Source organism: Coleofasciculus sp. FACHB-1120, assembly GCF_014698845.1.
GTDB lineage: Bacteria > Cyanobacteriota > Cyanobacteriia > Cyanobacteriales > FACHB-T130 > FACHB-T130.
Window position 1 is genome coordinate 1 of the sequence record NZ_JACJTV010000011.1, and the last position, 22,680, is coordinate 22,680.

General features: G+C 45.4%; 21 protein-coding genes. 11 read left to right on the forward strand and 10 right to left on the reverse strand.

Features of this window, described 5'->3' with window-relative positions:
* Positions 1-335: 335 nt before the first annotated feature.
* Entirely contained in the window at positions 336-650 is a 315-nt protein-coding gene (locus H6H02_RS12510; RefSeq protein WP_190412631.1) for an RNA-binding protein, read from the reverse strand.
* 472 nt (positions 651-1,122) lie between these two features.
* Here H6H02_RS12510 and H6H02_RS12515 point away from each other — a divergent pair, with 472 nt between their 5' ends.
* The 4 genes from H6H02_RS12515 to H6H02_RS12530 all read left to right on the forward strand — a co-directional run bounded on the left by H6H02_RS12515 (position 1,123) and on the right by H6H02_RS12530 (position 6,177).
* Positions 1,123-2,379 carry an MFS transporter gene (locus H6H02_RS12515; RefSeq protein ID WP_190818064.1) on the forward strand — a complete coding sequence of 419 codons (1,257 nt, stop codon included), beginning with the start codon at positions 1,123-1,125 and terminating at the stop codon, positions 2,377-2,379.
* Between the two features lie 343 nt (positions 2,380-2,722).
* Positions 2,723-4,585 (forward strand): biosynthetic-type acetolactate synthase large subunit, encoded by a 1,863-nt coding sequence (gene ilvB, locus H6H02_RS12520; RefSeq protein ID WP_190818066.1) that lies wholly within the window; start codon positions 2,723-2,725, stop codon positions 4,583-4,585.
* A gap of 317 nt (positions 4,586-4,902) precedes the next feature.
* Positions 4,903-5,532, forward strand: coding sequence for a Crp/Fnr family transcriptional regulator (locus H6H02_RS12525; RefSeq protein WP_190818068.1), 630 nt, complete (start codon positions 4,903-4,905; stop codon positions 5,530-5,532).
* Between the two features lie 24 nt (positions 5,533-5,556).
* Complete coding sequence (locus H6H02_RS12530) at positions 5,557-6,177, forward strand: dienelactone hydrolase family protein (RefSeq protein WP_190818318.1); 621 nt, start codon at positions 5,557-5,559, stop codon at positions 6,175-6,177.
* 29 nt (positions 6,178-6,206) lie between these two features.
* On the opposite strand, the gene H6H02_RS12535 is transcribed toward H6H02_RS12530, so the two are convergent.
* Positions 6,207-6,374: a hypothetical protein gene (locus H6H02_RS12535; protein WP_190818070.1), complete on the reverse strand. Its 168-nt coding sequence runs from the start codon at positions 6,372-6,374 to the stop codon at positions 6,207-6,209.
* 212 nt (positions 6,375-6,586) lie between these two features.
* On the opposite strand from H6H02_RS12535, the gene H6H02_RS12540 reads away from it, so the two are divergent.
* From H6H02_RS12540 to H6H02_RS12550, 3 genes are read left to right on the forward strand one after another with little or no spacing between them, the layout of a single operon-like run.
* The gene (locus tag H6H02_RS12540; protein WP_190818072.1) at positions 6,587-6,799 is read left to right on the forward strand and encodes a DUF2555 domain-containing protein; all 213 of its coding nucleotides are present in this window, start codon (positions 6,587-6,589) and stop codon (positions 6,797-6,799) included.
* Complete coding sequence (gene coaBC, locus H6H02_RS12545) at positions 6,800-8,014, forward strand: bifunctional phosphopantothenoylcysteine decarboxylase/phosphopantothenate--cysteine ligase CoaBC (RefSeq protein WP_190818074.1); 1,215 nt, start codon at positions 6,800-6,802, stop codon at positions 8,012-8,014. It begins immediately after the preceding gene.
* An 11-nt stretch (positions 8,015-8,025) separates the two neighbouring features.
* Positions 8,026-8,385, forward strand: a complete 360-nt coding sequence (locus H6H02_RS12550; protein WP_190818076.1) for an S-adenosylmethionine decarboxylase — start codon at positions 8,026-8,028, stop codon at positions 8,383-8,385.
* Between the two features lies 1 nt (position 8,386).
* Here H6H02_RS12550 and H6H02_RS12555 read toward each other — a convergent pair whose 3' ends face one another.
* From H6H02_RS12555 to H6H02_RS12580, 6 genes are all read right to left on the reverse strand, one after another.
* Positions 8,387-9,238, reverse strand: coding sequence for a DUF350 domain-containing protein (locus tag H6H02_RS12555; protein WP_190818078.1), 852 nt, complete (start codon positions 9,236-9,238; stop codon positions 8,387-8,389).
* 46 nt (positions 9,239-9,284) lie between these two features.
* Positions 9,285-10,331, reverse strand: coding sequence for a peptidoglycan bridge formation glycyltransferase FemA/FemB family protein (locus H6H02_RS12560; RefSeq protein ID WP_190818083.1), 1,047 nt, complete (start codon positions 10,329-10,331; stop codon positions 9,285-9,287).
* Positions 10,324-11,787 carry a spermine synthase gene (locus H6H02_RS12565; RefSeq protein ID WP_190818085.1) on the reverse strand — a complete coding sequence of 488 codons (1,464 nt, stop codon included), beginning with the start codon at positions 11,785-11,787 and terminating at the stop codon, positions 10,324-10,326. Before H6H02_RS12565 ends, H6H02_RS12560 begins: the two co-directional genes overlap by 8 nt.
* Before the next feature lie 5 nt (positions 11,788-11,792).
* Positions 11,793-12,557, reverse strand: a complete 765-nt coding sequence (locus H6H02_RS12570; RefSeq protein ID WP_190818087.1) for a DUF4178 domain-containing protein — start codon at positions 12,555-12,557, stop codon at positions 11,793-11,795.
* 64 nt (positions 12,558-12,621) lie between these two features.
* The gene (locus tag H6H02_RS12575) at positions 12,622-14,004 is read right to left on the reverse strand and encodes a serine/threonine-protein kinase (protein ID WP_190818089.1); all 1,383 of its coding nucleotides are present in this window, start codon (positions 14,002-14,004) and stop codon (positions 12,622-12,624) included.
* 462 nt (positions 14,005-14,466) lie between these two features.
* Positions 14,467-16,419, reverse strand: a complete 1,953-nt coding sequence (locus H6H02_RS12580; protein ID WP_242040686.1) for a serine/threonine-protein kinase — start codon at positions 16,417-16,419, stop codon at positions 14,467-14,469.
* A gap of 155 nt (positions 16,420-16,574) precedes the next feature.
* On the opposite strand from H6H02_RS12580, the gene H6H02_RS12585 reads away from it, so the two are divergent.
* From H6H02_RS12585 to H6H02_RS27140, 4 genes are all read left to right on the forward strand, one after another.
* On the forward strand, positions 16,575-17,489 hold the full coding sequence (locus tag H6H02_RS12585; protein ID WP_190818091.1) for a putative selenate ABC transporter substrate-binding protein: 915 nt from the start codon (positions 16,575-16,577) through the stop codon (positions 17,487-17,489).
* 5 nt (positions 17,490-17,494) lie between these two features.
* The gene (locus H6H02_RS12590) at positions 17,495-17,950 is read left to right on the forward strand and encodes a GNAT family N-acetyltransferase (RefSeq protein WP_190818093.1); all 456 of its coding nucleotides are present in this window, start codon (positions 17,495-17,497) and stop codon (positions 17,948-17,950) included.
* Positions 17,935-18,714 carry a phosphonate ABC transporter ATP-binding protein gene (locus H6H02_RS12595; RefSeq protein WP_199329140.1) on the forward strand — a complete coding sequence of 260 codons (780 nt, stop codon included), beginning with the start codon at positions 17,935-17,937 and terminating at the stop codon, positions 18,712-18,714. The genes H6H02_RS12590 and H6H02_RS12595 overlap by 16 nt, the downstream gene beginning before the upstream one ends.
* A 143-nt stretch (positions 18,715-18,857) precedes the next feature.
* The gene (locus H6H02_RS27140; protein WP_190818322.1) at positions 18,858-20,651 is read left to right on the forward strand and encodes an ABC transporter permease subunit; all 1,794 of its coding nucleotides are present in this window, start codon (positions 18,858-18,860) and stop codon (positions 20,649-20,651) included.
* Positions 20,652-20,796: 145 nt separating this feature from the next.
* Here H6H02_RS27140 and H6H02_RS12605 read toward each other — a convergent pair whose 3' ends face one another.
* Entirely contained in the window at positions 20,797-21,741 is a 945-nt protein-coding gene (locus H6H02_RS12605) for a phosphodiester glycosidase family protein (RefSeq protein ID WP_190818095.1), read from the reverse strand.
* Between the two features lie 188 nt (positions 21,742-21,929).
* Entirely contained in the window at positions 21,930-22,544 is a 615-nt protein-coding gene (locus H6H02_RS12610) for a gamma-glutamylcyclotransferase (RefSeq protein WP_190818097.1), read from the reverse strand.
* Positions 22,545-22,680 lie beyond the last annotated feature (136 nt).

The following is a 22,680-nucleotide window of genomic DNA, read 5'->3' on the forward strand; positions in this document are numbered from 1 at the left end:
GTCACGAGTGCGTTGCGGCACTGTTTGGGCAACTCGCAACTCGCTCAACATCGAGTCCTCTGCTTCGCTTAAGATAATCCGAATCGGAGCTGGCATAAATAATGGAAAACTCCGTTTAGAGAACCTATCCCATCTTATATTTAATTAGTCCCAGCTACTTACCAACAAAAATACAAGGGCAGGTTAACAATTCAGTATTTTAGACACGTTGGCACTTTTCAATAAAAATCCACTGCTACAACGCTCATTCTATATACAGAAAAGAAAAACAGCGTGGAGCAGTGGAAGTGTCAATCTGCTGGAGACTAGGATTGTTAATGTTTTTGTCTTAAAACTTAGTAGCGTCGAGAGAATCCACCGCTACTGGGTCTGCGATTACCACCGCCACCGCCAGAGGGTCCTCTATCTTCGCGAGGTTTGGCTTTGTTAACTTTCAAATCCCGACCCATCCACTCTGCTCCATCTAGAGCTTCAATGGCAGCCGTTTCTTCAGCTTCAGTTTCCATTTCCACAAAACCAAAGCCACGCGGGCGACCTGTCTCGCGGTCAGTGGGTAGCTGAACCCGCTTAACAGTTCCGTATTCTGCAAAAACCTGGCTCAGGTCCTCTTGGGTTACGTCGTAGGATAGGTTGCCTACATAGATTGACATGGAAGTATCTCGCTATCTATATGCAGATGGTGTAGAGCCTTCGATTCGGAGAGATGCCTGTCAACGTAGACAACCAACTTACTCAGCCGAATTAAATTCTCAGTGATTAACTTAGCACAGGATCGGTCTTCAGGCATTCCTCATCCGAGAAAACGCCATGAAATTTGTCAAGAGAATGATTTCGCAATTTAAAAAGTTACAATTTTCTGCGAAGTATTGCGGTTTATACACAAGGTAAAAACAACAGTGATACAGGGGTTCCAATCGCTACGGAGGCGGAATAAAATCATGGGTTTTGCAATTTTTATAAGGCTAGATGCTGCTTAGCATTGCTTAGCATATAGAGTGGGATAACTATCATGGCAGATGTGGCTTTTAAGAACTTTGACAAAAAGTGGCTACTCGACTGGCACAATTGACTCTCGCCAGCGCACACTAAAAGATGTACTCAAGAGGCTCCTGAACACTTCTTATGTTTCCAGCTGAACCTCCGGCTTCTGGTAGCGGCTTTCGCGCTCTGATGAAGAATCGGCCCTTTCTTATCCTGTGGGTAGGGCAGATCGTGTCTCAGGTAGCAGACAAGGTCTTCTTCATTTTGTTGATTGCGTTGCTGGAAAACTATCAGACGTCGCTGATGGGGGCAAATTCTATGCGTTCCGCCATCATGGTAGCTTTCACACTACCTGCAATCTTCTTTGGCTCAGCTGCGGGTATTTTTGTAGATCGCTTTCCGAAGAAGCAAATTATGGTGGCTTCTGATTGGATTCGCGCTTTATTGATACTATTGCTGCCGATATTGCCAAAGCAGTTTTTAATTTTGTTAGTAATTACGTTTTTGCTCTCGACGGTCACGCAATTTTTTGCACCGGCAGAGCAGGCGGCTATGCCCCTGTTGGTAAAGCGCGAGAATTTAATGACGGCAAATGCGCTATTTACAACCACCATGATGGGTTCTATGATTGTCGGTTTCTCTGTGGGCGAGCCGCTGTTGAGTGTAGCCAGAACTTGGGGGGGAACGTATGGTCAAGAACTTTTGGTGGCGTTTTTGTACCTGTTGGCTTCTGGTCTCAGTCAGTTAGTGAAAGTCGTAGAAGCTCCGATTCCGATTGAGTCGGTGGCAGTTCATCCTTGGCATGACCTTAAAGAAGGCTTCCGTTATTTATGGAAAAAACGCCTGGTTCGTACTGCGATGGTGCAGCTGACGATTTTATATTCGGTATTTGCGGCTTTAACCGTACTAGCAATTGAGCTGGCGAAGGATATAGGTCTCAATGAGCCGGGTCAATTTAGCTTTTTATTATCCGCTGCTGGAGTGGGTATGGTTTTTGGTGCGGGGGTGTTGGGGCATTGGGGCGATCGCTTCCACCACAAGCCTTTGCCTCTATTGGGTTTTTTGAGTATGGGCTTTGTGTTGGGTGTGTTTACGTTGACGACAAATCTTTGGATGGGTTTAGGATTAAGTGCCCTGTTGGGACTGGGTGCCTCATTTATCGGCGTACCTATGCAAACTCTGATTCAAGCCTCAACCCCAGAAAATATGCGCGGCAAAGTTTTTGGGTTTCAGAATAATGTTGTCAATATTGCACTGAGTGCGCCACTGGCGATCGCTGGCCCGCTTACGGATCAATTTGGCTTGCGAGGCGTTCTTTTAAGCATGAGCATTATCGTGAATATCGTTGGTGTCTGGGCGTGGCTCAGTACCCGTAATGTTTTGGAAGATGTCATCTAGCTTGAAAGGAGGACTGAGGAGTAACATCTTGTAGCCAGTCCTTCCTAGAAACGCCTTTGCCTTTTGCTGGGTAAGGGGACGCGCTCAGCGTTACAACCCGATTGAAGGCGCGTTCATTAAGTCAGCCGCCCTTAGCCAGTATCCTTGGCGCACCTCCTTCTTGGTGGCGTGAACCGAAACAATAAACCTTAAAGTCACAGAAAATAAACACTCGCGAGTTTTTGGGGGGTTAATCCCTCGACAGGAATTGATATCAGGATTAGACTTAAGAATTAAACCCCTATTTCTAATGCTGAATTAGATAGAAATCTTAAAAAAGAACGTAGCTATAGTGAGAGGTTTCATGGTGCGATCGCAAAGCGTCTCGGAAAAAGAATCAATACGTCAAATGAGCAGCCGCAGATCAGGTGCCTTTGCCCTGATTGACAGTCTGAAGCGTCACGGTGTTGAGCATATTTTTGGCTATCCAGGTGGTGCAATTCTGCCGATATACGATGAACTGTATCGGGCACAAAAGGATGGCGGAATTTCTCACATTTTGGCAAGACACGAGCAAGGCGCGGCTCACGCGGCAGATGGTTATGCTCGTGCCACCGGCAAGGTGGGGGTCTGTTTTGCCACGTCCGGCCCTGGGGCAACGAACCTAGTGACGGGCATTGCTACAGCCCACATGGACTCGATTCCAATGGTCGTGGTCACAGGGCAGGTGGCTCTTAACGCGATTGGCAGCGATGCGTTTCAGGAAACCGATATTTTCGGAATTACGCTGCCGATTGTGAAACACTCCTATGTCGTGCGCGATCCCAAAGATATGGCGCGGATTGTGGCAGAAGCGTTCCACATCGCCAGTACCGGGCGTCCGGGACCCGTGTTGATTGATGTGCCCAAAGATGTGGCATTAGCAGAATTTGACTATGTGCCGATGGAGCCGGATACGGTGAGATTGCCGGGATACCGTCCTACGGTGAAGGGCAATCCTCGTCAGATCAATGCCGCGTGTACTTTACTTCGGCAAGCACGGCAGCCGTTGCTCTATGTGGGTGGAGGCGCGATTACATCCGGTGCCCATGCAGAAATTCAAGAACTGGCAGAACTCTTCCAAATCCCCGTAACAACGACGTTGATGGGCATTGGTGCCTTTGACGAGAACCATCCCCTCGCACTGGGAATGTTGGGGATGCACGGCACCGCCTACGCTAACTTTTCAGTCAGCGAGTGCGATTTGCTGATTGCGGTGGGAGCCAGATTTGATGACCGCGTGGCGGGTAAGTTGGATGAATTTGCTTCTCACGCCAAGGTCATTCATATCGACATCGACCCCGCAGAAGTCGGAAAAAATCGCGCTCCGGAAGTGCCGATTGTCGGCGATGTGCGGAATGTGTTGATTGACTTGCTGCGCCGATGCCAGGAAACCAACGCGGCTTTTGAGCCAAATCAAACGAAAGCATGGCTGGAACGCATTAATCGCTGGCGGGAAGATTATCCCCTCGTAGTGCCCCAATATCCCGATAGTCTGGCACCGCAAGAGGTGATTTCAGAACTAGGGAATCAAGCTCCCAAAGCCTACTACACGACAGATGTGGGTCAGCACCAAATGTGGGCGGCGCAATTTCTCAAGAACGGGCCGCGTCGGTGGATCTCCAGTGCTGGTTTGGGCACGATGGGGTACGGGATGCCAGCGGCAATGGGTGCTAAAGTAGCACTGCCGAACGAACAGGTGATTTGTATTAGCGGTGATGCTAGTTTCCAGATGAATTTACAGGAACTGGGCACGCTTGCACAATATGGCATAAATGTCAAGACCGTTATCATCAATAATGGCTGGCAGGGAATGGTGCGTCAGTGGCAGGAGGCGTTCTACGGAGAGCGTTACTCGTCCTCAAATATGGAAGTGGGGATGCCGGATTTTGTGATGCTCGCCAAAGCATTCGGGATTAAGGGAATGTCGATCCGCGATCGCTCGGAACTGAAAGGTGCGATCGCGGAAATGTTGGCTCACAATGGCCCTGTTTTACTAGAGGCCCAAGTAAAAAGGGACGAAAACTGTTACCCAATGGTGGCTCCTGGTAAAAGCAACGCTCAAATGATTGGTTTACCAGAACGTCGCAAGTTGGAAAAAGCCACAGAGCTAGTCTATTGCAGCGGTTGCGGTGCGAAAAACATCGCTAGCAATAACTTCTGTCCGGATTGCGGCACCAAAATCTAAGGGGAATCAGTAATTGGTGATCAGTTTTTGACCGATTGCTGATGGATTCTTAGCGTTTGGATTACTTATCCTTGACTTTGGAATATTAAACTGAGACTGGCTATCAATCGCCAGTCTCTTTATTTTCAGGCTGATGGAAAAATTTGGATGCGTATCGCCTTTACCCTTCAAAGAAGCGATCGCGCAACCTAAAAGAATTCGCAAATCACCTTTTTAAGCCTTTAGTAATCTTTTGATTACTTATCCTTTACCTTTGGGGGTTACAGTGGCATTGCCTCTCCATCCCAAATTTCTCATAGCTGGAAATAATTACAGCCATGTCCCCAACTTCCAAAGCAGTTCTAGCAATAGACCAATACGATCCCAATGAAGGACGTCGTTTGCATTTTTATGCCAAGGGAGACTTAATTCCCCTCGTGCCACAGGGCATTTGGCAGATCGATCGGGGTTTGGTGCAGCTGAGTACGCTTTGCCCGAATGGTGAAGAAGTGTTGCTGGGTTGGGCAGGAACTTCGACATTCTTTGGTCTTTGGATGACCTTGCTGCAAGCCTATCAGGCAACGGCGCTCTGTGATGTCTACTTAAGATGGTTTTCCGTCGCCGAAATTGAAGCTTCGCCACGTCTAGCTCAGATGATTTTGCCGCAAATGGGGCGACGGATGCGGCAAGCAGAGGCACTTTTAGCCATCGTCGGACAGCGACGGGTCGAAGATCGCTTGCAGCGACTGCTTTTGCTGTTAAAAAAAGAAATTGGTCAACCTGTGGCGGGTGGAACTCGTCTGGGGGCACGCCTCACCCATCAACATATTGCCAGTGCCATCGGTACCACCCGCGTGACTATCACGCGATTGCTCAGCAAGCTACAGCAGCAGGGATCGATTAGCCTGGATTGCGATCGCCACATTATCCTAAAAGATGAGAGCTTTGCCAGCATCTCTGATTGGTGAGTCGCATTTGTTAGGAGTAAGCTTCTGTCTCTCTCAGTTATTACGGTTCCATCGGCAACGAATCAACAGCCCTCTGGGTTGATTATCGTGTTGCATGGCTTTGGAGGGAATGCCCAACAATTGGCATCCTTAGCCCCATTTTTGAATTTACCGGAGTATCAGTTTTTGGTGCCCGATGCCCCTTTTACAAATCCCTATGTAGCCGGCGGGCGAATGTGGTACGAGTTTGGGAAACCAGGAGGTTTGGAATCTCCGGATTTAGTCAAAAGTCAGCAAATGCTAACTGAGTGGCTCAAATCCCTCGAAGGTTCTACCGGCGTCCCCCTTTCACGCACAATTTTGTGTGGCTTTTCTCAAGGCGGGGCAATGACGCTGGATGTAGGATTGAATTTGCCTTTAGCGGGTTTAGTGGTGTTGAGTGGCTATTTGCATCCCCTCTCTCCAAAACCTGATGCTACTTATCCACCTGTATTAATTGTGCATGGGAGACAAGATTCTGTGGTGCCCCTGAGTGCTGCCCAGAAAGCGCGAGATGCTTTAACAGCACTGGGAGTATCGGTACAATACCAGGAATTCGATATGGAGCATGAGGTTCAACCGGCAGCCTTAGAAGTGGTGCGGAAGTTTGTCAAGGCAAATATTTAATCGGCGCTAGCCGCTAATGATTGCTCTCGTTAGCGCAACGCTTGACTGTCTAAGGTAAAAGTCCTGTTCAGCGTTGCGGTGCGAAGCACGAATTGAATATAGCCCTTAACGCCATCAGGGCTGGAAATATGGAAATAATGACGCGAGAGTTTCTTCAGGCTGCGCCAGCAGAGAAACAATTCTTGCTTCTTATCCATAATTAAATAATGGTGCTTGAAACCCTTATTTATTCAGCCCTCAGTCCTCAGTTCTCAGCCCTATTTCGGTCAATTCTCCCGTTAAAATTTAGTAGACCCACTAACTTGACGTTTTTTATATTAAGCGATCGCCAGTAATGGCGTTAAGATAAAATGGTTTGTTGCATCTGTATAATACATGGCACAGATGCAGATTGAGGGAGGCGCGGTCAATGACAACTGTTAGCATTTCCAACCGGGATATTTCTGCTGTGACGGCAACTGAAGTGGAACAGCTGGCTGTACGGCTAGAGCAAGATAATTACACCAATCCTTTTGAAGGATTGGATGATTGGCATTTGCTCAGAGCGATCGCTTTTCAACGTCCAGATTTAGTTGAACCCTACCTCTACCTACTGGATTTTCAACCCTTCGATGAAGCTTAAATGCAAAGTGGCAGACGAGTTCTCATAGGGATAGGCGGCGGTATCGCCGCCTATAAAGTTTGTGAGGTAATTTCGGCGCTTGCAAAGACTGGGGTGGAAGTTCGGGCGATTCTCACGGATTCGGCTCAAGCATTTATCACTCCGCTAACCGTAGCAACGCTGTCCCGTCATCCTGCTTATACAGACGAAAATTTCTGGCAGCCGACACGCGGACGCCCTTTGCATATTGAGTTGGGAGAATGGGCAGAGGTTTTTGTTATTGCTCCTCTCACTGCGAATACCTTAGGCAAGTTAGCTTATGGTTTCGCTGACAATCTGCTCACGAATACCGTCCTCGCTTCCACTTGTCCGGTGTTGTTAGCACCAGCAATGAATACGGATATGTGGGAACAGGTGGCAGTGCAACGCAATTGGCAACAGGTATTTGCAGATAAACGCTATCACAGTGTTGGACCTGGTGCTGGACTGTTAGCTTGCGATCGCGTCGGTGCTGGACGTATGGCAGAACCTGCTGAAATTTTGCCGCAAATTACATCTCTATTGCACACTAGCGGCAAGCGAGATTTAGCCGGGAAACGAGTTTTAATCAGTGCTGGAGGAACGCGAGAGTATCTCGATCCGGTGCGCTTCATCGGCAATCCTTCTACTGGCAAAATGGGATTTGCATTGGCACAAGCTGCACTGCATCGCGGCGCATCTGTGACGCTGGTGCATGGGCCAATAGAGACGCAATTAATCTCCTCTCTACAAAAGGTGCAATCGATTGGTGTGATGAGCGCCCAGCAGATGCAGCAGGCGATGTTAGAGTATTTTCCAGATGCCGATTTAATTGTGATGTCGGCAGCGGTAGCAGATGTGAAACCAGCCGAGTATAGTTCCCAGAAATTACCGAAGCGATCGCTTCCCGCTTCCTTACCTCTAGAATCTGTACCGGATATTGTGGCAGAATTGGCGAGTCTCAAACAGCCGCATCAAACATTAATTGGGTTTGCCGCGCAGACTGGGGATATTGTTACCCCAGCGCTGGAGAAGTTGCAGAAGAAAAATTTGGATGCCATTGTTGCCAATCCCATCGATCAACCCGATGCTGGTTTTGGCACCGACAATAACCGAGCCGTGTTTCTGGACAATCAGGGTCGCAAAGTAGCGATTGAACCCTGTAGTAAATTACAGATGGCTCACGCTTTATTTGACTTTGTTCAAGGTGCTGGCTAAAAGGACAAGCCGTGCTTAGATCCCATCATTTTTCAGCGATTCTGACAGCTTCTCAGCCTATTTTTGATTGGACAGAAGCCGATTTCTTACATTCCTTAAAAAGTGCAGCTCAAGATGCCCATTTAACTCCCGTGGGTCAGCTTTCTTTGACCTTTCAACCCCAGGGAATATCCGCTGTTCTCTTATTGGAAGAATCTCACGTAGCCTTGCATTTTTGGCCTGAAGAAGGAAAAGTCACCGTTGATATTCATGTGTGCGATTATCAGCAAGATAATTATCAAAAAGCAAAAACTCTTGCTGAATTACTGACGATTCAAATCAGCGGAAATTTTAATCATCAAGCGTGGAACTATCTCTGCATTACGGGTTAATTTAGACAGCCCAAGCGATTAAAAAAGAAGCCGCAATATAAGCAAACGCTTCAATTAATCCAGCACCCAAATTCGGGACTTGTTGACGGGCGATTTCATCGGATAACTTTACTCCTGGCACCAAAATTAAATCCGCCACCCAGCGAATTACAATCAGTGAGGCTAAGCACAATAGCAGTGTTAAACCATATTGAGTAAAACTAATTACCCAATTTTGAAACTCGGCGGCAAATGCCACGCGCACGATATTACCTGTCGCAATGAGTAAGCCTGCTAACGCCACGCCAGCCGCAGGATTATTGCGCCTTTCAATTTCTCCAAATACATCATATTTAGTGACACGGGGATAAAGAAGACTCACCAAAACGAGTACCCCTAAGCCAACGATCCAGCAGACGAACCCTACCAGCCAAGTACCGCTTTCTCCTCCAAGTGCGGCGCTTAGAATAAGTCCATTGGCGATGTGATTGCCAAATTCTACAGCAGCAGCGCCGGTGTTGCGTTCTTCGAGAATTTCGCGTTTACAATCAAAGCAACGCAGAATTAAGCGATCGCCCACCCAAGCGCCAGCCAACATGAATATAATTACTGTTGCGCCATAGCTTATCAAATTGACTAACTTGTCCTGCCAATTGTCTGAAGGTTGTCCTAAAACACCACCCAGTGCAATGACGATGCCGAGGTAGTATCCGACGAGAGCGATCGCTACGGCTGAATTATCTTTAACAAAGAGTTCCAGATTCAATTCCAAGCGACGAAATAGTTTTTGATAAGCGAGTTGTCCCAGCCAGAACAACCCAAACCCTAACAATAACTCTAGAAGAATCACTCCTAATTGATTGACTTGTTCCACTCTTTAACTCCTTACCAATCTTTTTTTGAATATTCCATTAAGTTGATTAATTTAATCGTTGTAATAAGCCAATCATTGTATCCGCCAATTGGTCATAAAAAAAGTAATCGTGAGCGCCGATAGTTGTCACTGGTATACCACCAAACTGACTTTTAAACCGGGAAAACTTGGCATAACTATGATTGGAATCGCGAGTAAAACCGTAGAAATCATACAAACTGCAACCGCGTGATTTTGCCCGTTGCATTGCTGCCCAGTGTAAACTGTAAGTTGCCATGACTTCCGGGTGTTCAAAACTACGTCCGCCGTAGAGATAGGTGGCGCGATCGCCCCAATAAACCACCAAGATAGCTGCTAATATTTTTTCCTGCCAAATTGCGAAACCAACTTCTGCCATATTTGCCTTAAATAAGGTTTGGCAAAGATTAATGAAAAATTTGTAGGGTTCGCCAAAAAACTGCTGACGTTTTACTGTTTCCCAAAAGATATCGTAAAATGCAGGAATTGCCTGTGAGTCTGTTCTAAATTCAGTTTCTACACCATGACGCCAACTCAAACGCAAATTATATCGTCCTTTTGGCTTCATCATTGCTAACATTTCAGTTTCGGTTACTTCTAAATCAATTAACAGAGTTTCTGAGGGCAATAAATCAGCGGGGGCACGCCTAAATCCGGCAATACAATCTGGTTTTTGATTCCATAAGGGTTCAATTCGGAGGGCAACTGCTGCTATTTTTTTAGCTAAAGATGCTGCTTGTTCCAGCAACATCTGCATTCCTTCTTTTTCAAACTGTGCAGGGAGCAAAGGGGCACCTGGAGCCACTAATAAATTTGCTTTATTAGGATGAGGATAGAAATAAAAAATGCATCCTCCCACTAATTTTTGCTTGTAAAATAAACCATAACGGAAGGTTTTATATCCTTCCAATTCCTTGAAATCTGCCCAAGCCCAAGACTGCATGAAGCATCCTGCGGGCATTTGTACAAGCGAGTCCCAAAGAAGGCGTTCTTCTATATTTAGCAGTCTGAGGGTTAAAGATAATTCTTCTGCTTGAACTTTTTGCCGATTATTTATATTTAAGATTTCAGTCATTATTAGAGCGATTTGTCAATAGATTTATCAACCAAATACCACCAGCCGCTGTCAAAATAAATCCTAAGGTTTTATTAAACCAGTTCCAGTCTCCCTCGCTATAATAAGTCGTTCCTGTTGAATATCCGCTAGAGCCAGAGGAATGGCTACTTCCTGAGTAGTATCCTTTCGCAAATACAGCATCTGGAGAAGCTAAATTTGCCATTAATAACGTCACTGAGAGCATCATAATAAATTCTGTTGCTCGTGGTGATAGGGTTGAAAGTTGCTGTCCAGAGCGGACTTTATCAGACAATTGTTTTAGCTCAGCCGCAATCTGAGGCGGCAGTTCCTGAGCGCGGTCTAAGATACTATTTAATAAGCGTGATAAGTCAATTTCTGATAGTAATAGTTGAAGGTGGGTCAACCATTCTACCGTCATTTTTGGGCTGTGGTAAGGATGTTGTACCGGCAATAACTTGCTAGTATCTACGTCATTTCTCTCGACTTCTTCTAACCACATTTGGGCAGTTGATTCTAGCTGAAGGAAATCCCGCAAACCTCTCAGCCCAGTCCCGGCTTCTTCAATATCTAAAAAATTAATGTTTTTTTCTTCTGTTGCTTCGGGAATTTGAGTTGGTTGAATATGAGGATTCAGTAAATAGTAAAATAGCTGTGGGCAATCCAGAGTGTGAATATTGACGCTGTGGCGAATATGCGCGATCGCGTTCTCAAACTCAAACACTTTTAGCCAATTTTCAAGCGCGATCGCCTGTAAATTTTCCGGTAGGGTAATGGCTTCTAGTTCAGCACGCTGAATTGCAACTGGTGATGCTAAAAAGAACCCCCAATTGCCATAATCATGGCTCTCAAAGGATGGGATTGTTAGTTGTAAAGGCTTTGCCATCAATCCAGTAGCTAACAAGGTTTGATATAAACACCAAAAACCTGTTGTACGGCTTTCTGGAGAGACGCCATTCGTGCTAATAATCCCACCTGTATAAAGTACCCGGCTAATCGTTTTAAACCATTCTTGAGTGTATATCGCAGTATCTTCTGTACAACCAGGATAAGTGAAATCGCAAATAATGACGTGATAAGATTTTTCTTTAATTGCAGATAAGAATCCAAAAGCTTCTTGTGTGTAAATCGTCAAGCGATTGCTTTCTAAGCTCCCCTTATTAAAATCCTTAAATACCCTTTTCCCTAGTTCTAAAACTTCTGGGCTGTAATCCACTAAATCAACGTGACTTACTTCAGGAAACCGCAACACATCCCGTGCAGCTAATCCATCTCCACCGCCACAAATCAATACTTGCAACGCTGTCTGAGGAAATCGTTTGACTGCCAGTGCTACCGATGGAATCACCAAATGCTCGTGATAAATGGCTTCATCAGCGGTATCGAACTGTAAATCACCATTGATATAAAAAGCTAACCCGTTATTATGTTCTTCAATAAATAAAGACGTAGGCATTTTTTCTACCCAAAAATCATTAAAAATATTCCGCAAATCATTATAAAACTGGCTAATAATACTTGAGCAATAAAGCTGACAAAGTAGCTAGCTTTTCCCCCTCGTTCAATATTAGAAAAATCTTCTGGCTTCACTACTTTGGTAGAGTAAATATGTCGTTTCCCATTAGGCCAAGCTTCAATGGCTAAGTTCCATTGATGATCCTTGTCCCAATAATCCCAGGTAATTCGGCATGTCTCCTCTTCGTCTCCTTCATAGTTTCCCTGAGTTGATGACTCAAAGTAATAGCGTCTACCCAAGGCTTGCAATTCTGGATAAGGCATTTTTTGCTCTTGCATATCGTGCCAAAGACGAACAGCCAAATTATTAAGTGATTCTGGCTCAAATATCTTAGGATCGGGAATTTCTTCGGCAAGATACCAATTTACCAATGATTCAGGATTTTGCGGATCGATTTCTCGTAGCAAGTAATATTCTTTTCCGGTTTGAGATTTTAGCAACCACTCTGTTGTTTCATATCCATAAGAATCGTCATAAGTGCTGTATTCTTTAATATGCCACTGAACGCCATGATACTTTACGCGATCGTTTGGACGTAACTGCTCAAGTTGAGTTCTCGTAACGACAGGATACATAAAAGTTTGCAGAGAGTGGCTAAATTTTTTAGCAGACAGGAAAAAATAGAATACATTTAACTCTTCTAGAAGAATTGAATGTATTTTTGCTAAAAAATACAGTGAGTTATGGTAGGCAGCATTTATTATATTCACAACCCCACTTAACCAATAAAATAATCAATAATACTTCATAAAAATATGATTTTTTTATAACTCGCTACTCAAGACGATAGAAGAGGTTCAATAACCCTACCCACCAACCAACTTCACAAAAAACATATCCACTGGGCAAATGACCGGCGGGAGCGCGATCGCAATCAAAGATAAATTCTTCATAAGGAACCCAAGCACCATCAATCCGCCATCCTACGCGATCGCCTAAGATACACAAAATTTCATAATTTGCGCTTCTCGTTCCTCCAATCCTTTCCCAAATATATTTTTGGACGCTAAAACCAAAGCGTCCTTTACTGTGTTTGATCCAAAGTTGGTTAATAATCCGAAGGTCTGAAATTGGGAAATTTTTGATATCTTCTACTCTCAGCCAGCCTTCGTTTTCTCGACCGGAAATTCTCAGCATAACCGTCGTAGTTTCTTCATCCGCCTCTTGCCACTTTCCTAACGCTAAGAAAGTCTGTAGTTGCCGGTAATCTATTTTTGACGCTGAACTTTGCCGATTTGTTAAAAAATTCTGACTTGTAGTGATTGAACTGGCATTATAAGTTTTTGAAACCAGGATATTGCTGGATGCTGGCTGCTTAAAAGTGTAATTAGACTTATTGAGATTAAGCAATTCTAGCCACTCTTGCACCGATTGAGGGCGTGCCTCTGCTTGAAATTCCATCCCTTTAAGAATTGCCTGATTGGCTAAATTACTAATACTGGAATTGAGGCGTTGCGGTGAGTTTAACCGAATCCCCGCCGCTCTCGCAGGTGCAGGTAGCGGAACTTCTCCAGTCAGCAAATAGTAGAGTGTCGCCGCAAGTGCATAAACATCCGTATACTCGCCCCGTCTCGCTTGCTGAGCATACTGTTCAATCGGAGCAAAGCCTGGAGTAAAGGTTTGCGTGTGAGTCTGCGTCAAATCGGGGATAAATTCCCTAGCAATGCCAAAATCAATCAGTACCGCCTCAAATTTTTCGGCACGCACCATGATATTTGACGGCTTCACATCCCGATGCAAAAATCCCCTATCGTGGATGAAAGTCAGTGCATTACCAATCTGGCGGATATAGTGTAATGCTTCTGTTTCTGACAAAATACCCAGATGAAGTACGCGCTGTTCCAGGTTTTCTCCTTCAACATACTCCATCGCCATGCAAGGTAACTGTCCTTCAGAGAAGGCATTGTCAATCTGCACAATATGAGGGTGTCGGCACACAGCGAGTCGCAGCGCTTCTTTCTGGAAATCTCGATTAAATTTGTCTCGGTACGCTGTAAATTCGCGTTTAGTTAATACCCGTTCGTTCAGCGTTTTGATGACAACAAAATTTCCTTTTTTGTCCCTAGCTAGATAAGTGATGCCATAGCCACCTTCTCCCAGCACCCTTTCAATGATGTATCTTCCACCATGCAACATCTGCCCAGCGGCCCAAACCATTCCTCACACTTTCCCCTGAGACTTAGGCTAATTTTGCCATACCCTTGGTATCAGATTTGTTAAGTATTTGACCTATTCTAGAAGGCTCCATAAGGGAAGGGAACAAAGGTGACATGAACCAGAGCGCTCACTCTTATTTTTGAGTGATGTATTCAGCGTGGAACCGCCTAGATGAAGGCAATTGTTATGACTCAGGAACTCATGGATTTACGAAATAGCATCATTGAGAGAGGCTCAAAGAAACTTTGACGATTTTAGGGTGGCTGGATTGGATGAAAAAATGGTGGATAAAAATTAGAAAATCCTAGCAGCTCAACAATTACTTGCTTTGACGTATGCTCATTCAGCAAGTATTTTACCTGACATGATTGATGAGTATTTAACTCAGTTACCGGGCGGGCAAGATTAGTTTGAAGACAGGCGCGAATAGAGAATGCGATCGCACGAAACACGATCCCTTCGCTACTGGATATTACACTCCGCCAGTCTCGACGCGAGTAACGAAACTCCTAGTCTCCACACCACCTGAAACCCCTCTCCAATCAGTACAGGTAAATGTCCTTGGGGAGCATTGATAGAGAAAGAAAGGTCATGGTAGTAAAGCCACTGGTTCTGCACGCACCATCCGACGCGATCGCCAAAGTTTATCCAAATATTCTCATCGTAATTGCGGGTTCCTCCCAGACTTTCATAGATGCGTTTTTGCACGCTAAAGCCAAAGCATCCGTTGCTGTACTTTACCCAAAGTTGGTCAATTGTGCGAAAGTCTTCACAAACAAAGTTGTCAATATCTTCGACTCGCAGCCAACCTTCTTTTTCCCGACCGCATACCTTAAGAATGATAGCTCCAGTTTCCCGATCTGCCTCTTGCCACTTCCCATTTGCAAGTAAATCCCGCAGCTTGCTGTAATCTATCCCCACCGCTGAAGTTAGATCGTCAAGCGGGAGAAATTGGGGAGTACAGGTTTCGAGTCTCCAGGCGATAGAAGAAATGACCTGATACCATCCATCACCTACACCCGCAAACACCCAACCCGCCACCCAACCCGAATAAAGAGCCGGAAGGTGCCCAACCGGAGCATTTAAGGTGAACTGGAGATCAGCCCAAAAAAGCCAGTCGCCTCGTAAGTTTCCTCGCACGCGCCAGCCGACGCAATCACCAAACAGGCAAAAGTTTTGATAATTTGCCTTAGCGTTTCCCCCAATACTTTGCCAGATACGCTTCTGTACGCTAAAGCCGAAGCGTCCGTTGCTGTACTTTATCCAGAGTTGGTCGATAGTGCCAAGGTCATTACAGGGAAAGTTTTCGATATCTTCTACCCTGAGCTTACCTTCTTGTTGTCGATCGGCTACTTTCAGCATGAGCGCCGCAGTTTCTCGATCTGCCTGTTGCCATTTTCCGGCTGCAAGTAAATCCCGCAGTTTACTGTAATCGATTCCGACCTCTGAACTCAAATCATTTGGGGGAGGTAGAGCAGGGAGAGATGTTGTCAGCATTTCCACCGGAGGATCTATCGGCAGTGTTGTCGCCTCTGGTTGTTCTTGAAGATGTGCAGACGCAAGATTTTGTGTCTGTACAAGATTGTCAAAGCTGTCCGATTCAAATAATGCCAACCAGTCTGGTACTGACTTCGGGCGATCCTCTGGAGTAAATGCCATCCCGCCCAGAATCGCTTGATTAACGCGATCGCTAATATTGGGATTGAGCTGCTGGGGTGGATCGAGCGCAATTCCAGCCGCTCTCAAAAAGGCAGCAGTGGGTACAGTTGCGGTCAGCAGATAGTAAAGTGTCGCGGCTAGGGCGTAGACATCGCTATACTCTCCCCGCCTGGTTCGTTCAGCGTACTGCTCAATTGGCGCAAAACCATTTGACATCGCCTGAGTATGAGTCAGCGTGACATCGGGGATAAACTCCCGTGCAATGCCAAAATCTATTAGCACCGCTTCCGCCCGATCGGAACGCACCATAATATTTTTCGGCTTCACATCCCGATGCAGCAAGCCTTTATCGTGAATGACACTCAGCGCCGAGCCAATTTGCCGGATATAGTGCAGCGCTTCGGCTTCTGACAGAACACCTTGCCGTTTCACGCACTGCCAGAGGTCTTCCCCCTGAATGTACTCCATGACAATGCAAGGCAGCCGCCCCTCATGGAAAGAGTTTTCCATCTGCACGATATGAGGGTGTCGGCAGAGAGAAAGCCTTAGCGCTTCATCTCGAAAGTCTTGCCGATACTTGGTTAGGAACGCACCCCGCTCTGGATCGCTGAGTACCTCTTCTTTCAGCGTCTTGATGACAACGCTGCGACCCTTTTTATTCCAAGCAAGATAGGCGATCCCAAAGCCACCTTTACCCAACTGCTTTTCAATAATGTATCGTCCGCCCTGCAACTTTTGCCCAGGATGCCAAACCATTGCTAAAGCCGCCTCGACACTAGGGTTAATTTTGGCATAAGGGTAGCCGTTCGCTTACACTGACTTCTGGCACCCTCGCTACACCCCATTTCCAGCATGGGTCGCTTCTAGCGTAGGTTTGTATGCCAGTCAAAATGAGGAGAGCCAAGTCAGGGATGAAAAAAATATTGTTGTCCGGTTTGTTGTTGTTGCTACCGCTAGCAGCGTGTTCGCCCAACCCCTCCGGGACTTCAGCGACGAACGGTGGAACTGAGGCAAAGCCTCTGACAATCGGTGCCATTCCCGATCAAGATCCGCAAAAGTTACAGCGTCAGTATGACAAGCTAGCTGCCTATCTGGAAAAGGAACTGGGTGTGCCGGTGGAGTATAAGCCGGTTACTGACTATACGGCGGCCGTTACTGTGTTCAAAGTAGGGGATTTGGATTTGGTTTGGTTTGGGGGATTGACGGGGGTGCAGGCACGGTTGCAGGTGCCCGGTGCAGAAGCGATCGCTCAACGCGACATAGACGCCCAATTTCACAGTCTCTTCATCGCCAACAAAAAGGCTGGACTGAAGCCATTTAAAGATATTTCTGGTTTACAACAACTGAAAGCACATTCCTTCACTTTTGGCAGCGAATCCTCTACCTCCGGGCGTTTAATGCCGCAATACTTCTTGCAACAAGCTGGACTGAAGCTTGAAGATTTGAAAGGTCAAGCCGGTTTTTCTGGCGATCACGATAAGACGATTAAATTGGTGGAAGCAGGCACCTACGATGTCGGTGCTGTCAACGAAAGCGTCTGGAAAAAGCGAGTCGAAGCCAAAGAAGTAGACTTGAACAAAGTAGAAGTCCTTTGGGAGACACCCGCCTACTACGACTATCACTGGGTAATGCACCCCGATGTCAAACAGCGCTACGGTGAAGATTTTGTTAAAAAAGTACAAAATGCCTTTTTGAAACTAGATCCCAAGGTACCAGAGCAAAAAGAAATTCTCGACCTTTTACAAGCAACTAAATTTATTCCTACCCAAAATTCCAACTATGCTCAAATTGAGGAGATTGGTCGGAAAATTGGCAAAATAAAGTGATGTAAATGACAGAAGCTAACTTTAAAATTGCAGAAACATCCGATACTGAAACCCTGGTGGAGTTTATCCGGGAGTTCTACGAGTTTGAACACCTAAATTTTGATGAATCCCTTGTTCGCACGACGTTAGCAAAAATTTTGCATGATGATTCTCTAGGACGAGTGTGGCTGATCCAGCATGACGATAAAGCGATTGGCTACGTCGTCCTTACCTTTGGCTACAGTTTGGAATTTCGAGGACGTGATGCATTTATTGATGAACTCTACATCCGAGAGAGTTATCGGGGGCAAGGGGTAGGCATGAGCGTAATTCAGTTTATAGAAAGTGTTTGCCCTTCTCTAGGAATTCAAGCGCTTCATTTAGAAGTCGAGCAGAAAAATACACCAGCACAAAACTTATATCGGAAGGTTGGTTTTAAAGATCACGACCGCTATCTCATGACTAAATGGATAGCAAACTAAGCAGAGACATAACCTCATCTGCGCCAGTATTTGAACTGAAAAACGTTTCTAAGCAATTTGGACGTTTTGAATCTCTCGCTGATATTAACTTGCAGATTTGGGCAGGCGATCGCGTGGCGCTGGTTGGTTCCAGTGGTGCGGGGAAAAGTACGCTGATTAATTTACTCAACGGTACGCTGCTACCCAGTCAAGGAGAAGTCTGGGTACTGGGTCGCAACCTTGCCCATCTTCGTCCCAAGTTGCTGCGCCAAGTTCAGCGCCAGATTGGTACGATTTACCAACAATTTCACTTAGTTGATAATTTGCAGGTGATTCACAATGTCAATGCTGGACATTTGGGGCGGTGGTCGTTTTTTAAAGCAGCAGTTTCACTAATTTATCCTTTGGAAGTTGAAACGGCTCATAAAGCTTTGGCAGAGGTGGGGATTCCGGAAAAACTTTACGAACGCACTGATAGTCTTTCTGGCGGTCAACAGCAACGGGTAGCGATCGCTCGCGTCCTCGTGCAAAATCCCACCGCTATCCTTGCCGATGAACCGATTTCCAGCCTCGATCCCGAACGCAGTCGCGAGATTATGGACTTATTGCGCCAGCTCAGTCAAGAAACGGGCAAAACTTTAGTCACCAGTGTCCACGCGATAGAATTTGCTCGCAGTCATTATCAGCGAATTATTGGTCTGCAACATGGGCGTATTTTGTTTGATACCCCCGCTCAAGACCTCTCTGATGCAATGATTGAAGCTCTCTATAAAACCAAAGAGTAATCCTAAATATTTCTATTCAAATTCCTCTGCGTTTTTTGCATCTGTAACGGTTTGATATCTAAAGCGTGCCCCAAACAAGCGATCTCAAACTAACAAACCTTCCTCAGCGCCCCTCCCCGCTTAACTGGCGTACTGCATGGGGATTGCTGTTTGTCGCGTCCCTCATTTGGTCGTTGCACGTAGCAGGCGTATTCCAAGGGAATTTAATCAACGAAGGCGGCTGGAACCTCGTTTGGCGCTTTATCATAGCTGCATTTTCACCCGATCTCAGCCTGGAATTTCTCCAACTCACTCTAGATTCCACCCTGAAAACCCTCGCTTATGCCGTGTGTGGCACTTTCTTCAGCGTGCTGATTGGGTTGGTGGGGGGTGTTTTTTCTTCTGAGATATGGTGGCAATCTGTTTCAAATTCAAAACTCAAAACTCAGACGCGATCGCTGGCGTTTCTAAAACTCAAAATTCAGCCGCCTTGGGTGGTGGTACGAGGAGTTTTAGCAATCCCCAGAGCAATTCACGAGTTAATTTGGGGGTTATTTTTCCTCAATATTTTTGGACTCGATCCGCTAGTAGCCGTGTTAGCGATCGCAATTCCTTTTGGTGCGATTACTGCCAAAGTCTTCTCCGAGATTCTAGACGAAACCCCCCGCCAGCCACTTATGGCACTCCTCAATAGCGGCGTTCTCCCTCTGAATGCTTTTGCCTATAGCTTGATTCCCCAAGCCTTTCTAAATCTGCTGTCTTACGCTTTCTATCGGTTTGAGTGTTCGATTCGTTCCGCCGCCGTACTGGGAATTATCGGTGCAGGTGGACTGGGGTATCAAATTCTCCTCAGCCTCCAATCTCTGCGCTATGAGCAGATGTGGACGTTTTTGATTGCCCTAATTGGATTAAATGGTGCTACGGATTTTTGGAGTGCTTTGTTACGCAACCGTTTAGGTGCGCCGAGTCGCCTGGATTTGAATGTCCTAAATCTCCAAGGGCGCAAACAGCGGTTTTATCAAAAAGCTCCAGTCGTGCAGGTGTCATTTCTGGGCGGCATTGTTTTAGTCATTTTCTCCTTTTGGTACGTCCAAGCTGATTTCTCAAAACTTTGGGCACCGCGAACCGCACAGCTATTGGCAGGAGTGTTTCAGGATGTCTTCCCACCGGATGGAAGTCAGCTGAGTCAACTTTTTACCCTTTCGGCTCAAACCCTTGCTATGTCTATCCTGGCAATGGCTGGGGCTGGATTAGGAGGCATTTTATTATCTTTCCCAGCCGCAAATAATTTCCTGTTGCCAGGAGGGATTGGGGAAAGCCGATCCCCCCAACCCCCCTTAAAAAGGGGGGCAGGAGAAAATCTAACATCTTCCTTAAAAATGGGTGCGGGAGAAAATCTAACGTTCCCCTTTTTAAGGAGGGTGAGAGAAAATCTAATACCCCCCTTTTTAAGGGGGGCTAGGGGGGATCTACGAGCAACTGCTGTACTAATTTTTAGCCGCTTCCTACTGCTATTTGCTCGTGCCGTTCCCGAACCCATTTGGGCATTAATCTTTCTATTTGTATTGTTTCCAGGGATCTTACCGGGAGCGATCGCCCTCGGTTTACACAACTTAGGTATCCTAGGGCGTCTGATGGCGGAAGTGACGGAAAATCTAGATGAACGTCCTTTGCGATCGCTCAAAGCTTTGGGCGCGAGTAGTTCTCAAGTCTTCCTCTACGGCGTCTTACCCCGCACTTTGCCCCGCTTTATCGCTTATATCCTCTACCGTTGGGAAGTTTGCATCCGCGCCACCGTGATTGTTGGGTTGGTGGGTGCGGGTGGATTAGGTCGCTTGCTCACGGAACAACTGAGTAGCTTTGACTACAAAGCTCTCCTTACAACGTTGATAGCCTTTCTCGCCCTCACTTTTATCGTAGACCTGATTAGTGTCTCAGTCCGACGAGCAATCAGGTAATGCAGGTTTCACCGCATCTGAGACGGATCGATTCTCAGCTACTTCGACCAACCACTTCTGAAGGCGAGATCCCCGACTTCTTAGAGAAGTCGGGGATCTGAAGCGTTGGCATCTTACAACTAAAATAGCATTTCTCTCTAAATTGTCATTCTGTTTTGTAAATCAAAAATACCGATCCAATTGGATTGAAATTTTCTACATAGATTTTGTTGTTATAGTAAAAAGCTGTCGAAAAACCACCATCAAATAACATCGCTTCTTGAATACCTCCTAAACAGTTGTTTTTAGAAATTCCTTCCAGGACATCATCAAACTTGTCTGGATACAATGGCCCATCCGTTTCGACGTTATTCACTAGAAAAATTACATAGCCTTTGGAAGTAATTGCTGCCATTGAGCGACTGGTTTCGTGTTTGCAGGCATATTCTCCCAGGTCATTACAAATATCCTTAAATATTCCATCTTTATAAAATCTCCCATTCCCGCCTACTAAGTTATAATTTAAAATTTTCTCGTTTCTTTTACCAATCTGAATGGTCGCCTTTCGCTCTTCTGTACCTCCTGAAATTCCAAAGGAAGACCGCTTATCTTTAAATAAACCCGAATATTCTATACCCCGTGAAATGTTCAAGCCTTGGGGTTTATTCTCAGGATCTATATAATCCGCATTAATGGCTGCAATTGGTCTTTTGCCATTTAGTTTTGCATTCTCGTCCGCTATGATTTCATGAAACTGTTTTGGAATATATTCTTTACGAAATCTCCCTTTAGCATCTTTAGCATAAATTTCATGGGCTAAAGCCAAACTGACTTTAAAATCTAGTTTTGGAGATTTGGGGTCAAAAATAAGAACATAATTTGCTCCTTTAACCTTAGCATTCCCTTGATGATCTGTTCTGATAAATTCTATGCTGAACTGACATTCTTGGCTTTGGCAATCGCATAAACTCTTAACGGTATTTTCTATGTTTACTATTTTTTTTACTTGAACTTGAGGAATCGTTAAATTATTTTTCAAATAAATATGAATGCTAAATACAGCTATAAATGTTACTAATAATATGCTTAAAAATTTTGTTTTGGTAAACATACACTAAGGAATTGACAAAAAATGTATGTTTACATTTTAAGCCTAACAATCCCTAGGATGAGGGTGAAGATTAACCATCCTATAGGTATTTTAATAAATAATAAGTATTGAAGAATTGCCAGTTGTCATGAGTTTTTGGTTTTTTGGTCAGAGATTCTTAGCAAAAACCAATCACCAATGACGAACGATCAATTACCGCTAACTAAGCGAACTGTAGTGACTGAGGAAACCCAGTGGCGCTGTTGTAACTGATACATATGGTTAAACAGTTGCCAACAATACTGTTCTGGAAGCCCGCAGGTTAAGGCACCGCGCAGGACAACGTTGAAGTACCAGTCGTTGGGGGCAAGTTCTTCTGCTAATTTGTTAACGACAACGTAGGTACGAACGCTGGTATATGTCTGCTCTTGGCAGGAAACGTTGACCATTTCCTGGCGATAACCGCCTTGAGGAACTTCTTCGCGTTCATCCAAGCGATCGCTCAATCTCCACGGTAATCGATACAGAACTCCTTCGACTGAGGATGATGGATCTTTCACCATATCTAAAACACCACAGTTGCGAAGCGCTGAGCGACGATAAAATCCTAGTCGATATCCTTTCAGTGTGGCAGCACCAATCACGTAAGAATGGGTGTTCTCGCCGAATGTACGCTTTAAATCAACCGGGCACATACAAGAACCGTAAGCAAAATAGTAAAACATCGGCTCTTTTTGTTGCTGTTGTGGCAATCTCAAACCTAGATGTGAAGGATGATGAGATTGTACCCAGGTGTGTTTCAAGTGTCCAATGCGATCGCTCATCTATCTATAGGAATATTTTTACTATGGACATGATTTTAGCGGAATGTTTTTATTATATACCTACATATCCCGATAGGTAAACCGTAGATTAGAATTTGGTTTCTTCCTTCGGAAACTTCCGGAAGAATTAGTCGCT

What these genes read in the sequence shown, in the direction of transcription:
- H6H02_RS12565 (WP_190818085.1), bottom strand. Translation starts at nt 11,787, where the DNA reads ATGCCTACGTCTTTATTTATTGAAGAACATAATAACGGGTTAGCTTTT.
- H6H02_RS12580 (WP_242040686.1), bottom strand. Translation starts at nt 16,419, where the DNA reads ATGGTTTGGCATCCTGGGCAAAAGTTGCAGGGCGGACGATACATTATT.
- H6H02_RS12540 (WP_190818072.1), top strand. Translation starts at nt 6,587, where the DNA reads ATGACAACTGTTAGCATTTCCAACCGGGATATTTCTGCTGTGACGGCA.
- H6H02_RS12590 (WP_190818093.1), top strand. Translation starts at nt 17,495, where the DNA reads ATGACAGAAGCTAACTTTAAAATTGCAGAAACATCCGATACTGAAACC.
- H6H02_RS12595 (WP_199329140.1), top strand. Translation starts at nt 17,935, where the DNA reads ATGGATAGCAAACTAAGCAGAGACATAACCTCATCTGCGCCAGTATTT.
- H6H02_RS12585 (WP_190818091.1), top strand. Translation starts at nt 16,575, where the DNA reads ATGAAAAAAATATTGTTGTCCGGTTTGTTGTTGTTGCTACCGCTAGCA.
- H6H02_RS12510 (WP_190412631.1), bottom strand. Translation starts at nt 650, where the DNA reads ATGTCAATCTATGTAGGCAACCTATCCTACGACGTAACCCAAGAGGAC.
- coaBC (WP_190818074.1), top strand. Translation starts at nt 6,800, where the DNA reads ATGCAAAGTGGCAGACGAGTTCTCATAGGGATAGGCGGCGGTATCGCC.
- H6H02_RS12535 (WP_190818070.1), bottom strand. Translation starts at nt 6,374, where the DNA reads ATGGATAAGAAGCAAGAATTGTTTCTCTGCTGGCGCAGCCTGAAGAAA.
- ilvB (WP_190818066.1), top strand. Translation starts at nt 2,723, where the DNA reads ATGGTGCGATCGCAAAGCGTCTCGGAAAAAGAATCAATACGTCAAATG.
- H6H02_RS12525 (WP_190818068.1), top strand. Translation starts at nt 4,903, where the DNA reads ATGTCCCCAACTTCCAAAGCAGTTCTAGCAATAGACCAATACGATCCC.
- H6H02_RS12575 (WP_190818089.1), bottom strand. Translation starts at nt 14,004, where the DNA reads ATGGTTTGGGCCGCTGGGCAGATGTTGCATGGTGGAAGATACATCATT.
- H6H02_RS12560 (WP_190818083.1), bottom strand. Translation starts at nt 10,331, where the DNA reads ATGACTGAAATCTTAAATATAAATAATCGGCAAAAAGTTCAAGCAGAA.
- H6H02_RS12610 (WP_190818097.1), bottom strand. Translation starts at nt 22,544, where the DNA reads ATGAGCGATCGCATTGGACACTTGAAACACACCTGGGTACAATCTCAT.
- H6H02_RS12515 (WP_190818064.1), top strand. Translation starts at nt 1,123, where the DNA reads ATGTTTCCAGCTGAACCTCCGGCTTCTGGTAGCGGCTTTCGCGCTCTG.
- H6H02_RS12605 (WP_190818095.1), bottom strand. Translation starts at nt 21,741, where the DNA reads ATGTTTACCAAAACAAAATTTTTAAGCATATTATTAGTAACATTTATA.